The sequence below is a fragment of the Sphingomonas aerophila genome, assembly GCF_014199305.1.
GTDB classification, from domain to species: domain Bacteria; phylum Pseudomonadota; class Alphaproteobacteria; order Sphingomonadales; family Sphingomonadaceae; genus Sphingomonas; species Sphingomonas aerophila.
Map to the genome: position 1 here is coordinate 30,615 of NZ_JACIJK010000014.1, position 13,908 is coordinate 44,522.

The 13,908-nt window shown below is 64.5% G+C and carries 11 protein-coding genes; 4 read left to right on the forward strand and 7 right to left on the reverse strand.

The window, feature by feature from the left end:
* Window positions 1–66: 66 nt before the first annotated feature.
* Both FHS94_RS17475 and FHS94_RS17480 read right to left on the reverse strand, forming a co-directional pair.
* Window positions 67–489 (reverse strand): GFA family protein, encoded by a 423-nt coding sequence (locus FHS94_RS17475; RefSeq protein WP_184060288.1) that lies wholly within the window; start codon window positions 487–489, stop codon window positions 67–69.
* Window positions 490–569: 80 nt separating this feature from the next.
* Window positions 570–1,898, reverse strand: a complete 1,329-nt coding sequence (locus FHS94_RS17480) for a sugar porter family MFS transporter (protein ID WP_184060290.1) — start codon at window positions 1,896–1,898, stop codon at window positions 570–572.
* Window positions 1,899–2,049: 151 nt separating this feature from the next.
* On the opposite strand from FHS94_RS17480, the gene FHS94_RS17485 reads away from it, so the two are divergent.
* The gene (locus FHS94_RS17485; protein ID WP_184060292.1) at window positions 2,050–4,356 is read left to right on the forward strand and encodes a GH92 family glycosyl hydrolase; all 2,307 of its coding nucleotides are present in this window, start codon (window positions 2,050–2,052) and stop codon (window positions 4,354–4,356) included.
* Window positions 4,357–4,539: 183 nt separating this feature from the next.
* Here FHS94_RS17485 and FHS94_RS17490 read toward each other — a convergent pair whose 3' ends face one another.
* From FHS94_RS17490 to FHS94_RS17505, 4 genes are all read right to left on the reverse strand, one after another.
* Window positions 4,540–5,304 carry a 3-keto-disaccharide hydrolase gene (locus FHS94_RS17490; protein ID WP_184060294.1) on the reverse strand — a complete coding sequence of 255 codons (765 nt, stop codon included), beginning with the start codon at window positions 5,302–5,304 and terminating at the stop codon, window positions 4,540–4,542.
* A complete protein-coding gene (locus FHS94_RS17495) occupies window positions 5,301–6,722 on the reverse strand; it encodes a Gfo/Idh/MocA family oxidoreductase (protein ID WP_184060296.1) in 1,422 nt (473 codons plus the stop codon). Before FHS94_RS17495 ends, FHS94_RS17490 begins: the two co-directional genes overlap by 4 nt.
* Window positions 6,723–6,962: 240 nt before the next feature.
* Complete coding sequence (locus tag FHS94_RS17500; protein WP_246348843.1) at window positions 6,963–7,718, reverse strand: endonuclease/exonuclease/phosphatase family protein; 756 nt, start codon at window positions 7,716–7,718, stop codon at window positions 6,963–6,965.
* 247 nt (window positions 7,719–7,965) lie between these two features.
* The gene (locus FHS94_RS17505; protein WP_184060300.1) at window positions 7,966–8,463 is read right to left on the reverse strand and encodes an energy transducer TonB family protein; all 498 of its coding nucleotides are present in this window, start codon (window positions 8,461–8,463) and stop codon (window positions 7,966–7,968) included.
* A 220-nt stretch (window positions 8,464–8,683) separates the two neighbouring features.
* Here FHS94_RS17505 and FHS94_RS17510 point away from each other — a divergent pair, with 220 nt between their 5' ends.
* Window positions 8,684–10,303: a winged helix-turn-helix domain-containing protein gene (locus FHS94_RS17510; protein WP_184060302.1), complete on the forward strand. Its 1,620-nt coding sequence runs from the start codon at window positions 8,684–8,686 to the stop codon at window positions 10,301–10,303.
* Window positions 10,304–10,479: 176 nt separating this feature from the next.
* Entirely contained in the window at window positions 10,480–10,710 is a 231-nt protein-coding gene (locus tag FHS94_RS17515) for a hypothetical protein (RefSeq protein WP_184060304.1), read from the forward strand.
* Between the two features lie 70 nt (window positions 10,711–10,780).
* Here the strand turns inward: FHS94_RS17515 and FHS94_RS17520 are convergent, their stop codons facing one another.
* A complete protein-coding gene (locus FHS94_RS17520; protein ID WP_221234860.1) occupies window positions 10,781–12,238 on the reverse strand; it encodes a L,D-transpeptidase family protein in 1,458 nt (485 codons plus the stop codon).
* 146 nt (window positions 12,239–12,384) lie between these two features.
* Here FHS94_RS17520 and FHS94_RS17525 point away from each other — a divergent pair, with 146 nt between their 5' ends.
* Window positions 12,385–13,905: a DHA2 family efflux MFS transporter permease subunit gene (locus tag FHS94_RS17525; RefSeq protein ID WP_184060308.1), complete on the forward strand. Its 1,521-nt coding sequence runs from the start codon at window positions 12,385–12,387 to the stop codon at window positions 13,903–13,905.
* The last annotated feature ends 3 nt before the right edge of the window (window positions 13,906–13,908 follow it).

A 13,908-nucleotide genomic window follows, 5' to 3' on the forward strand; every position in this document is an offset into this window, starting at 1 on the left:
GGAGCGCAAATCACCCGACAGGCGAACAGCGTCCTTCGCCTGGGCAGCAGACTGAGTCCGCCATGTTCATTCAGCGATTAGCTCCCCGGAGCCACCCAGCTCCGCCGGGAAGTCCCGTAATTTCGGAAGGCCGTCCTTCATGGGCAGGACGGTTTCCGCGTAGTTGACATGCACTCCCGGTACGAAATCGTGGGACGGGATAGTCGCTGCGTAGACATCGACCAGTCCAACCGTTGGATGGCGTGTCATGACGTGGCCGCCGCACTGCGCGCAATATTGGCGCTCGCTGAACGCTGTATTCGAGAACGTGGCCAGCAGTTCCTCACCCGCAGTAACGCGAACGGCGTCGACGGGCCAAAGAGTAAAGGCGTTGAGCGGGGCGGCCGACCAGGAGCGGCATGATTGGCAGTGGCAATAGCCCATCGCTTCCGGTTCACCGCTCACTTCGATCCGGACCGCGCCACAGAAACAATGACCCTGATGAGTCATGATCCATCTCCTAACCGATCTCACGCCCCGGGCTGGTATACATCAGCAGGACGGTCTTGAGGAGCAGTGGGGGTTTTCAGCTACCTGTGCTCACCGGCAAAGCCAGTACGCGGATGAACGATGTCGGCCGACACCTCATCCAGCGCGCGACGCTTCGTCTCCGGGAAGAAACGCCAGACAATCACGGCTTGGGCCAGCATCGCTGCACCGAAAAGCCAGAACGGCCCCGCGCGACTCCAGCCGGCCAATACTGGGAAGGCGAACGAGATGATCGCGTTCGCGGCCCAATGCGTGCTGCTGCCCAGGCTCTGGCCGCGCGCGCGAACCGCGGCGGGGAAGATCTCGCTCAGATACACCCAGATGACGGCACCCTGCGATACGGCAAAAGCCAGGATGAACAGCGCTAGCAAGGGCAACAGCAGCGCGGAGGACCATACCCCACCGAAGACGAGCGCCACCCCGGCCAGAGCCGCTCCGGTCACGAGCCCGCCGCCGATCAGCAAGGGCCGCCGTCCTACCCGGTCGATCAGCAGAACGCCGGCTACGGTGCCGAGCAGATTGGCGAATCCGACAACCACCGCCTGTCCATCGGCCGAGAGTTGCCCAAACCCCGCGGCTGCAAAGATGTCGTTGAGATAATAAAGGATCGCATTGATGCCGGAGAGTTGGTTGAACAGGGCGACCGTCACAGCAAGCAGCATGGGGCGCCGATGCGCATGCCATGACAGGCGAGCGTCGCCCGCGAATGGCGCGATTGGCTGCTGCACCGCCACCCCCAACCTGACGGCTGCCTGCTCGGATTCCTCCGATCGCCCCCGCGCAGCCAGCCATGCGGGGCTCTGCGGAACGCCCAGGAGTAGGAGCAGGAACAACGCCGCGGGAAGAGCCGCGGTCGCCAGCTTCACCCGCCACACGATGCCTCCTTCCAGCGCCTGCCCGACCAGGAAGTTGGAAAGGTAAGCGACCAGGATTCCAATCACGATGTTGAGCTGAAACAGCCCAACGAGGCGCCCTCTCCGCTCTGCAGGACTGATCTCGGCAATATACACCGGCACCAGGACCGATGACGCGCCGATCGCCAGTCCACCGATGAAGCGAAAGGCGGTAAAGGGCAGGGGTGCCGATGCCAGCGCGCAGCCCGCGGCAGATACGATATAGAACAGGCCCACGCCCCGCAGCACGGCCAGGCTGCCGTGACGATCTCCGGCCTGCCCGGCGAACAGCGCGCCTGCGAGCGTGCCCCAGAGAGCCGCAGACACGAGCGTGCCAAGCTGGCCGGGCGATAGCGACCAGGTCTGACGCAATGCCTCGGTTGCGCCTGAAATCACCGCGGTATCGAAGCCGAACAACAACCCGCCTAGGCTTACGGCGCCGATCGCGCGGGCGTGCATGGTCCTACGTGCCGGCATCCTGCCCCTCCCCGCTGATCTTGGCCGCGGCCTGCTTGACCGTCGCCATTGCAGTATAGCGGATCGTTGCCGTCCAATGCCAGCAAGGGTTCGCCAGGATGGTTTCACGGCGCTGTTGGTGGGGAGCGTCCTTTCGGTTTAGCACCTGCCCATGAAGCTTTACCTTGCCGCCGCGCTCGCGCTCGTAGCGCCGACCCTGATTGCTTCAGGCTATGACAAGGTCGACACCTTTATCGGGACCGGTGGTGAGGGTCATACGTTCCCCGGCGCCGTCGCCCCGTTCGGCATGGTGCAGCTGAGCCCGGACACCGACACCAGCTGCCAGATCCGCGACTGCTACAGCCATGCCGCGGGCTATCGCTATGACGACCCGACCATTCAGGGGTTCAGCCACACTCATTTCTCGGGCGCGGGGCATTCGGACCTTGGCGACTTCCTGGTCATGCCGGTGTCGGGCGATGCGGTGCCGCTGGAGCCGGGCGACCCCAAGGTGCCGGGTTCGGGCTACCGGTCGCGCTTCAACCACGCCGACGAGGTCGCGCAACCTGGTTACTACGCGGTGACGCTGGCGGATGCGGGCGTGCGCGCGGAGATGACGGCGGGGACCCGTGTCGGCGTCCATCGTTATGCGTTCCCGGCAGGCAAGACCGCGCATCTGGTGCTCGACCTGCGTTCCTCGCTTTACAACTACCCGGGCAAGATCCTGTGGTCGTCGCTGCGGCTGCACGCCGACGGCACCCTCACCGGCACGCGCCAGACGCGCGGCTGGGCACCCGACCGGCAGCTCTTCTTTGCGATCCGCTTTTCGGCGCCGCTGACCGGCCATGCGTTCGTCAGCACGGAGAAGGACGTCACCTACAAGGGCTTTCAGGGACCGGGCCGGGGCAGCGACGCACTCGCTGAGCGGGCCGGGCGGGCACTGGTGGCGCGGCTCGACTTTGGACAGCTTTCGCAGCCACTAGAGGTGAGGGTCGCGCTCAGTTCGGTCGATGAAGCGGGCGCGCTAGCCAATCTCGACAGCGAGGCGGGCGGCTTTGACCAGATCCGTGCCGCAACCCGACAGGCCTGGACGCAGGCGTTGGGCGCGGTCGACCTGCAGGGGCCCGCGCCCATGGCAAAGAGCCTGTATACCGCGCTCTACCACAGCCTGCTCGCACCCTCGGTCGCAGGGGATGCGGACGGGCGCTTTCGCGGGCCGGACAATCAGGTCCACAGGGCGGACGGTTATACCTTCCGTTCCACCTTCTCGCTGTGGGACACCTTTCGCGCCGAGCATCCGCTGCTGACCCTGGTCCAACCACAGCAGACCACGAGCGAGATCGTCCGATCGCTGATCGACAGCCGCCGCTACAGCCCCGACGGCATCCTGCCCGTCTGGCAGTTTCAGGGACGCGAGACCTGGACCATGATCGGCTACCACGCCGTCCCGGTGATCGCAGACGCGTACCTGAAAGGCATTCGCGGCTTCGATGCGAACGCGGCGCTCGACGCCATGGTAGCGAGCGCGACCTATGCTCCGTACGGCGGCCTTGGAGACTATCAGCGCCTCAGCTACGTCCCGATCGACCGCGAGCCCGAGGCCGCGTCCAAGACCGTCGAATATGCGTATGACGACTGGACCATCGCCCGCATGGCACGCGCGATGGGCCGCATTGACGTCGCCAAGCAGTTCGAGGCTCGCGCAGGCAATTGGCGCAACAGCTTCGACCCGAAGACCGGCTTTGTCCGGGCCCGGCTGGCGTCGGGCGCGTTCCGCACGCCATTCGATCCCACCGCCATCAACTATGGCTCCGACTACACGGAGGGCAATGCCTGGCAATATAGCTGGTTCGTGCCGCAGGATCAGGAGGCGCTGTTCCGCGCCATGGGCGGCGACAAGGCGACGGCGCGGAAGCTCGACGCGATGTTCGACTTCGACAATTCAAAGCTCGACTACAGCCATGCCGAGGACATTGCCGGGCTGATCGGGCAGTATATCCACGGCAACGAGCCGAGCCACCATGTCGCCTATCTCTACGACCATGCGGGCGCGCCGTGGCGGACACAGGCGCGGCTGACACAGATCGTCGCTTCGCAGTACAAGCCGACGCCGGATGGCCTGTCGGGCAACGATGACCTCGGCCAGATGTCGGCCTGGCTGTTCTTCACCGGGCTCGGCTTCTACCCAGTGACGCCCGGCAGCCTGCAATACGCGATCGGGCGTCCGTTCGTGGAACGGGCGGCGCTGAACCTGCCCGATGGCAAGCGCTTCACTATCGTCGCGGACGCGATGGCGCCGGGCAACGACTATGTCGGGCAGGTCACGCTCAACGGTCGGCCGCTGACCCGCAGCTACATCACCCATGGAGAGATCATGGCAGGCGGCGAGCTGCGCTTCGTCATGCAAAGGGCGCCGAACAAGCGCTGGGCTACGGCCCGATCAGCGCGGCCCTATTCGATGAGCAGCGCGCGCGAATAATCTCGGATGCGGGGCTTGGGGGCTCCGGCTGGTTCCGCGCTGCTCGGACGTTCACTCGAGAGTTCGTGGCGAAGGCAGAGCGCCAACTCAGCCTATCACCAGGAGGTGCTCTTGATCCGCCTTCGCCAGTCGAACTGCCGGGAGTTGACCGCTCACGCCCCGCGCTTCGCTTCACCCATTCGATCAGTCCAGTTCGCGTATCCAGATCGAGCGAAAGCTGATCGGTGCGCTCGGGTCACCATGGTCCTGCAGCTTGATGGGCGCCGCACCATGGGCGGTATAGCGCGGTGCGCCAATATAGGCGGTTTCACCCTTCAGCGCGACATGGTCCTGTATCAGCAAGCCATTCCAGTATGCGGTGACATAGGCGGGAGCCCGCACATTGCCGTCCGAGGCGAAGACGGGGGCGGTCCAGACCACGTCATAGCTTTGCCATTCCCCCGGCTTGCGGGCGGCGTTTACGCGCGGGGCTTGTTGCTTGTAGATGCTGCCCGCCTGCCCGTTGACGTAAGTCGTGTTGGCGAAGCTATCCATGATCTGCAGCTCGTACCCGGCATCGCCGTCGCCCGTGGAGGCCAGGAACAGCCCGCTGTTGCCGCGCGCCTGCCCTTCCCCGGTGATCCCGGGCGGAATGCGCCATTCGAGGTGCAGTTGATAGTTCCGGAAGCGGCGCTTGGTTTCGATGTTGCCAGTGCCCTTGCGGACGGTAAGCACCCCGCCCGCAACGGTCCAGCGGGCGGGCGACTTGTCCTTGGTTGACACCCATTCGTTGAGGTTGCGCCCGTCGAACAGGACCACGGCGTCTGAGGGAGCAGCGGCGGCAGGACCCGCCGGGGCGGGCGTGACCACCCGCGGCACGGGGCTCCATACCTCCGTATCCTCAGGCTTTGGGCCCGGGGTCGCCTGCGCAACTAGGGCGCCGATCAGCGCGACGGCAGCTGTGCTCATATGGTCCATCCTGGCCGATACTCCCGATCGAGAAACTGGTTGGCGTCAGGCAAGTTCGTGATCCGCCCGGTCGTGCCGTCATACTCGATCGGCTTGTCGGCCCGCAGCGCCACCATGCCAAGGATCATGGTTTCGTTCAGCGGCACCGCGACGGAGAAGGGCGACGAGATCGCTTCTTCGCCGCGGATGGCGCGAATCCAGTTCATCTCATGCGCGTCACGCCCACCCAGGATGCGCGGCAGCGTCACCGGCACCGCCGCTGCACGGGCCTCAACGCCATCACCGATCAGCACCGGCTTCTCGCCGTAGGTATCGTGCATCATCAGTCCCCGGTCGCCGACATACAGCACGCCGCCGTCCGGGTTCATACGGGCGCTCGCCGGCATCGCTGCGGGCGTTGGCGGCATCAACCCGCCGTCATACCAGGTCAGGGTCAGCGGGCCGCCCGGCGCACGGCCGAACTGGTAGGTGGTGATATTGGCGAGCGGATAGCTGCCGAGGTCAGCAGGTGGCTTGCCGTCCCAGATGTCGCTGTCGCCGCCCCAGCGGCTGTGGCGCGTCTCCACCCGCGTCGGCAAACCCGGTTGCAGTGCCCAGATCGGGAAGTCGATCAGGTGTGCGCCCATGTCGCCCAGCGAACCCACGCCAAACGGCACCCAACCGCGCCAGTTGAAATGCGCGTAATCGGGGTTGTAGCCCCAGTTCACCGGCGCGGGCCCCAGCCAGAGATCCCAGTCGAGGGTCGCCGGCTTCGCAACAGGTGCCGGGCGCGCCTCTCCCTGCGGCCAGAGCGGGCGATTGGTCCAGACGTGCACCTCACGGACCCGGCCGATCACCCCGCCCCGGATCAGCTCCACGGCGCGCCGGCCATCATCGCCCGAATGACCCTGGTTGCCCATCTGGGTCACCAGCTTCGGATTGCGCCGTGCGAGGTCGAGCAGCACCCTGCCCTCGCGTACCGTGTAGGTCAGCGGCTTTTGCACATAAACGTGCAGGCCCCGCTCCATCGCGGTTTTGGCTGCAATGGCATGATGGTGGTCGGGCGTTGCGATCACCACCGCGTCGATGTCCTTGCGGGCATCGAACATGCGCCGGTAGTCCCCGAACTTTGCCGCGCGATCATAGGCGGCCTTCAACTCCACCCGATCCGGCCGAGCCGCGCCTTTGTCGTCGACGAAGGACTTTGCCACATGAGCGAAATCGACATCCGCCAGCGCGACGATGTTCTGTCCCGTCAGCTTGGCCATGTTCTGCGCGCCCATCCCGCCCGCGCCGATCACCGCGACGTTGACACGGTCGCTGGGACGTATCCGGCGTTTGGCAGCCGCACTGTCCGGCAATGCGAAAAGCCCCACGGTTGCTGCCGTGCCGCCCAGCCAGTCGCGCCGGGTCATCCCCGCGTCGATCCAGCGGTTCACTTGGTCATTCTGCCGGTGTCCGACAGCAGGCAACAGGGCCACGCGTCACGATCAAGCCTCATCGCTTCACTCACTTTCTGAGTCGGAACAGCAAACTAGATCATTGCTGAACAGCCCGCACCCTTGAGATTGCCGGCAGCGAGCCGGCATATCGAGCCTGGAGCCAGTCAGAGGCAGAAACCAATCGGGCACAAAGCCCAGGAAAGGCCACGTCTGCCGCTCCGGTGTTCCGCCCAAGAACTACCTTCCGAACGCAAGCTTTGCCCGAACAGGGAAATGGTCGGACGGATAAACGTCGCCGACGTGGGACGTATCGGTCACGACTTCCTCCGCCCGGAAACCGCGAAGAAACAAATAGTCGATGCGCTTTTCACCAACGCCGGTGAAGTCATGGAAGGTCTGTTCGGGTCCCTGCCGGCTCCGGGCGGTCGTCCAGGTATCGGTCAGGTTGCTCGCCAATGCAGAATAGGCAGCGCTTAACGGGGTGGCGTTGAAGTCGCCAGCCAGAATGACGGGCAGACCAGCGGCTATTGTCGGCAGGCGCGCCAGGATCAGCGACACGGATCGCTCCCGCGCCTGCTCGTCCTGCGGCCGATGCGCGAAATGCGTATCAACGAAAACAAAGCGCCGTTTTTGGCGACCGAGCGTCTCGAACACGCCCCAGTTCGCCAGCCTGGGCAGGTCGGTTCCCCAGCTCATGCTCCCTGGTTCGTCTGGCCGCTCGGATAGCCAGAAATCTCCCTGGGATAGCAACCGAACGCGATCCGATCGGTAGAATATTCCCATGTGTTCGTCGGAGTGCCCGCCCCGGCGATCGCGACCGAACCAGGTGTAACCCGGTAGTGCGCGGGTCAGGTCGTCACCTTGCCGCTGCAATAGCTCCTGCGTTCCGATCAGGTCAGGTCGAGCGTTTCGGATCACCGATGCCATGACGGGGCGCCGTTCGCTCCAGCGATGGGCACCTTCTTCCGACGCGTACCGGACATTGAAGGTCATGACCCGCAAGGACGGCGCGCACCCGATAAGGGTGGCCAAGAACAGGGCGGCGGCGCAACGATGAAAGAGCCGAACCATCAACAGTTCCCCTCAATGCTCCAACTGGCCCTGTTCGGACTGGCCCGGCATGTTCGATCGGCTTGCCTGCGTCAGTCCCGGTTCTTTTGTCGAGCATGTCTTCCATCGTTGCAAGGCCGGTAGGGGCCGCCGAACCTGCGGGGCATGCCCCCCCTTTTTCGATGCGCGCTCAACCGCCAGCCGGTACGACTTCCAGCGCCGCTGTTGCTGAACTGCTGCGATCGAACCAGGCGTTGTTGCGGGCGGCATCGGCTTGCAGCTTGGCCAGCCGGCGACGCGTGTCCTGCTCTGAGTTTGTATACAGGACACGGATGATGATCGCCTGCTGATGCTTCATCCCCGCGGGAAGCGGGTGAAGCGTTGCGATCCGCCGAACCGCCCTCAGCGTAGCATTGTCGAGATCCCGATGGCCGGACTTCTCGACCAGCGTCACGTTTTCCGGAGCGCCGCTCTCGCTGCAGTTGAACTTGATTCCCACGACCCCTTCCGGAGTCGGTAGATTGCCGATCGCTGCCGGGTACTTCGTGACCTTGCCGAGGTCATCGAAGACGCGGCTGGACCATGCGGCCAAGGTCGGTGCGTTCTTCTCTTGTGCATGGGCCGGTGCGTCGGTGCTGCCGAGCATGAGGATCGTGCCGATGGCAAACCCAAGGCAATACAGCTTCATGGTCTTCCTCCTGAATGGGCCGGGTTAATCGCCGGTCAGGAGATGCTTAGGTCCGCCGCGGCTCTCGATCCTGACGAGACGCTGGAGAGATGCTGAACCAGAACCTTTCCACCGAGCCAGTTGGCCTCGCGATGGATCATTGCCTACCGTTGCGCGCTCGCCTTGCCGCTATAAGTTTCCGCAGTTACCCTGACCGTGCTGCGAGCAGGAGACTGAGCCTGTGGCCGATGCCTCGATCCATCGTCCCGTCCGGTTCGGGTCGTTCACCCTGGACCCTTCCGATGAGCGGCTCTCGGACGCCCGTGGGCCGATTCACATCGGCCATAAGGCGTACAAGGTTCTGCTCGCGCTGATTGGCCAACGCGGCACGCTTCTTACGAAAGACGCACTGTTCGAGATTGCGTGGCCCCAGACGATTGTCTCTGACTCATCGCTGACGTCAGCCATAAAGGAACTGCGACGCGCATTGGGCGACGAGGCCCAATCTCCTCGGTTCATAGAAGCCGTCTACGGACGAGGCTATCGCTTCATCGCGGAGGTGTCGCAGGACGTCCCGGATCAGGCACCATCGCCAAAGGTGCAGCCGAACCACGTGGTTGAGCTTGATGGGCGCGGCGCGGCGCCTTCTCTCGCCGTGCTGCCATTCAAAAGCCGCTCGGGCCTTCACGACGACGACGTCTTCGCAGAAGGCATGGTGGACGACATCATCAGCGCCTTGTCGCAAGGCCTGAACGTGATGGTTCTGGGCAGCGCCGTTACGGCGGGGCTGCGACTCGCGCCGATCGGCGACATCAGAACGCTGGGTCAGCGCCTTGGCGTGCGATATCTGCTGGACGGCAACGTACGCCGCGCGGGCGAGCAGCTCCGCGTGACGGCACAGATACTCGATGCGTCTAGCGGGATCGTTCGTTGGTCCGGGCACTTTGATCGGCCCTTGAGCGAACTCGCGCAGTTGCAGGAAGACCTGGTCACCGATGTCGCGGCAAGTCTGGACGTCCAGGTTCAGGATCTCGAACTACAGCGCATCTTCGAAAAACCAGCCGATCTGACCGCATGGGAAGCGCTGATCCGAAGCAATGCGTTCTACCAGCGCCTTGATGCGACCAGCCTCCACAACGCGCTCGCACAAGCCCGTCTTGCTGCCGAGATCGCGCCCAATTACGCGGCAGCTCATGCACAGGTGGCGTCGGCTTCAGCCGTCGCCTACTTCATCACCAGTCCCCACAACCCCGCCGAAGAGAAGCGGATTGGCCACCTCGCCGACCGTGCGCTAAACCTCGGGCCCGACGATCCGGTGGTGCTCGCCGGGGCTGGTTGCGCGTTCAACTATACTGGTCGCCCCGAGGACGCGCGCCGACTGCTGCTTCGTGCAATCGAGAAAGCCCCCGCTTACGGGATGGCGCGTTACCATCTCGGCGTGTCTCTTTGCCTGCTGGACCGGAGCGACGACGCGATTGCCTGTCTCGACAAGACCGTGCGACACTTCACCGGCTCACCTTTGCTGTACCTGCCCGTCGCCTGGAAGGCAGGCGCCCTGATCCGCGCTGATCGGTGGGACCAGGCAGAGGCCGTGTTCGATGAGGTCATGGCGCTTAATCCGGCGTTCCTCCTCGGCCGTCTGCAAAAGGCAGTGTGCTTGGCGCGCCGCGGAGAACTGGCGGCAGCCCAGGCGATCTACTCGAGCCTGGAGGTCAACCCTGATTTCGATCTCGCGCAGTGCCAGACGATGCTGGAACGCATCATGCGAGGCAGTCGGGCAGAGGCCCTGATCCGCACCGGCGTGCGTGACCTCAACGTTGCGAGTGCGACAGCTATACCCGGCGCTCGTGAGGTACGCTGAGTCGATCATGGTGCTCCGATGCGGGTAAGCGCCATGCGCCCAGCATCGCGGCAGATCGGCTAGTCGGGTCCGCATTGCTTCCGGCATCGGCCGGAACGCAGCAGAGGACGGGCTGCGTGTGGATGCCGCCCCGCCGAATCGTTGCACATGGCGGCCGTTATCGTCAGGCGGATCGCATGACGGCCAGCGAACTTCAGGATCTACTGATCTCCTCCATGATCAAGCGGGTCGGCGGCACTCGTCGCCGGTGGCGGATCGTGATCGGACCTGTGAAGGTCTACGACCGGTCCACCCACCCGCATTGCAATTGGTCCGTCTCGCCATCGGGAGACAGCCGGGAGACATCTGCCGTCGAGGATTTTCTTGACGAGTTCAGGACGCGCCATTCCATCGTCGCACGGGACTAGCCAATCCAAGCTGACGGGATGCTTGCGCCGAGTGCAGCGCGTTAAACCCCCGCGCTTCAACGCTCTCTCCTCACTCCGGGCGAGGCAATGTCTCGCCTGCGTCGTTGGCGCCTTCGTTCTCCAGCGGCGGAGACAAGTCCTCGCTTTCAGGGCTGGGCGCTGTCGGGCTAGCTTCCGGCACAGCGAGCGGGCTGGCACTCTCGCCCGGCGGCTCGCGGGAAGCCGCGGGCTGGACCTCCCGTGGCTTGGGAGTTGTCGTCCCTTCCGCCTTCGGGCCGAGCGTCGCAGGCTTGGGTTTGCGCCCGGCAAGTGCAGCCACAAGCTTCTCGTCCAGCATATACGGATCGCCGACGTCGCTGATCCCTCCCGCCCCGTCCGGGACGAGGGTAAGATAAACCACGTTGGCCCGAAGGTTGGGACGTGCTGGCAGGCTGCGCGTGTTCGCCCCCGCAAGCGCCTTGGACAGGCGTTCCGGATTGCTGACCACCTGGCCTGCGAGTTCCTCGATGTCCTGGACGCGAACACAACCATGGCTGAACGTGCGATCGCTCGCGCCGAACAGGGACCGGCTGGGCGTATCGTGAAAGTAGATCGCGAGCTTGTTGGGGAACTCGATCTTGAGCTTGCCGAGCGCGTTTCCGGGCCCCGGCTTTTGCCGCACCCGCAAGGTTCCGTCGGGACGGGTCGAGAAGCTATACCGGCTTGAGGTGCCGGGGCGCAGCTTGGACTTCCTGACGATACTCGCCGGGACGATCCAGTCGGGATTAGCGATGACCTGTCGCACAGGCGCAGAAAGGACCGGCGTCGGCATGTCGGTCGCGCCGATCACGGCCTTGTAGCTTGCGACCCTTTCTCCCGCACGGATCAGGTCAACCCGATAGGTCGGCAGGTTTATATAGAGCTGGTCGCCGCCGCCAAAGTCGCGCGGCAGCCAGCGCCAGCGTTCGAGGTTCGCCTTGATCCTGTCGCGACGGTCCTCATCCTGCGTGTTCGCCAGGGCATCGCGGAGAGCATGGTAGGCCGGGTCAGTCGGCAGCAGGCTAGCCACCCATGACCGAAGGTCACCGCGTTCGCGAGCGGCCATCGCCTGGGCGGTAAGCTGGGCAAGATCGGGGCCCTGATAATCGATGTACCAGTTGAACGAATGTCGGTTGCGCACTCGGCCAGCCGCAAAGTCATGGGCGATTGCGGCCAGCGTCTTCTCGGCCAGAGCGTCGAGCTTGGGCCCAAACTGGCGCTGCGCCACCTCGCGCCCCAGCGCGTCGAGATTGTAGTCGGCTGGCCTCAGCCCTTCAGCCTCGGTTGAGGCGACGACGCTCAGCAACTCCTTGATCTGAGCCGGCGACCAAGGCGGTGGTGGCTGGGGCAGGCTGGACGCCCGTGCAACTTCCGGAACCAGGGAAGACGAAGGGTGCGATCGAAAGAACAGGTACAAGCCCCCGCCTGCCAACATGGCAATCATCAGAACGACAAGTGCACGCCTGCGCGTTGATCCGACCGCCACGACCTCATCCAGCAAACCCGACAACCATGATCCGTGGCCCAAAGCCGTCCACTCCGCAACCGGACTGGCAAGCCAGGCACCTTCGTCACGCGGGCGCCTGCCGCTGATCCGCCGCACCGCAGCAAATGCTGGATTGCATCTCGGGCGGCGAGGACCAGATAGCGGGCCCCATGCAACTGCGCTTCCCAACCCAACTGCGCCCCCGGCGCCGTGGTATCGCGTCCGTCAATGCCGAGGTTCGGGACGGCATCGTTCCGGCGGGCGACCGCATAGCCCAGACCTTCGAACAGGAGGGCGGTGCACCGCCCGGCGCCAATTACCGCACGGTGGCGCTGATCATTGCCTGTGCCATGTTCATGGAAAACCTGGACGCGACGGTGCTTGCCACCGCACTGCCGACCATGGCGCGCGACTTCGGCGTACGCGCGCCTGAGATGAGTGTTGCGCTCACCTCGTATCTTCTCGCACTCGCGATGTTCATCCCCGCGTCGGGCTCGGTAGCGGACAGGTTTGGAGCGCGGCCTGTGTTCCGTGCCGCAATCGCGCTGTTCATCGTCGGCTCGCTCGCGTGCGGCCTTGCCCCAACGCTGCCGGCGATGGTCGCCGCACGCTTTGTCCAGGGGATCGGTGGGGCGATGATGCTGCCGGTGGGCCGCCTGGTGCTGCTCCGCTCGGTCGCGAAGCGCGACATGGTATCGGCCATGTCCTGGTTGATCATGCCCGCACTCATCGGCCCGATCCTGGGGCCGCCAGTCGGCGGGCTGATCGTCACCTATCTCGACTGGCGGTGGATCTTTTGGCTCAACCTGCCGATCGGGCTGATGGGCATCGTCCTGGTCGGCAAGTTCATCGCGGACATCCGTGAAACCGCGTCCCACCCGTTTGATGGTCGCGGCTTCGTCCTGTCAGCACTGACGCTCGGCTGCTTGTTGTTCGGTTTCGAGATGGCGAGCCGTACGGGCGGCGCGCGCCTTGCAGTGCCGCTGATCTCGGTCGGACTGGTCGCAGGCGTGCTCTATCTCCTGCAGGCGCGCCGCGCGGACCACCCGATCCTGGATGTTTCGCTGATGCGGATCTCCACCTTTCGCCTGTCGATGATCGGGGGATCGCTGACGCGCATCACGCAGGGGGCCCAGCCTTTCCTGCTGCCGCTGATGATGCAGCTCGCCTTTGGCATGTCGGCAGCGGAAAGCGGCACAATGACGGTGGCGACCGCGATCGGATCATTCGGAATGAAGGGTGTCGCGCCCCGGATGCTGCGCCGGTTCGGTTTTCGATCCAGCCTGATCGTCATGGGGCTGCTGGCAACGGCGGCTTATGCGACCTGCGGACTGTTTCGGCCGAACTGGCCGGTGCCGGCTGTCTTCGCGGTGTTGTTGGTGTCGGGGTTCCTGATGTCCTTTCAATTCACCGCCTACAACACCATCGCCTATGATGAGATCGGCAAGGAGCGGATGAGCGCGGCAACCAGCTTTTATTCGACATTTCAGCAGCTGATACTCTCGCTCGGCATCTGCACGGGCGGGGCGGCGCTCCATGCCTCCATGCTGCTGGGCGGCAGAAGCTTGCCCGCCTTTTCCGACTTCGCGGCAGCATTCTGGACGGTGACCGCGATCTCGCTGACCGCGGTGTTCGTCAACACGCGTTTCGACCCGAAGGCCGGCGCCGAGATGAGCGGCCGCAGTGGATAGCCA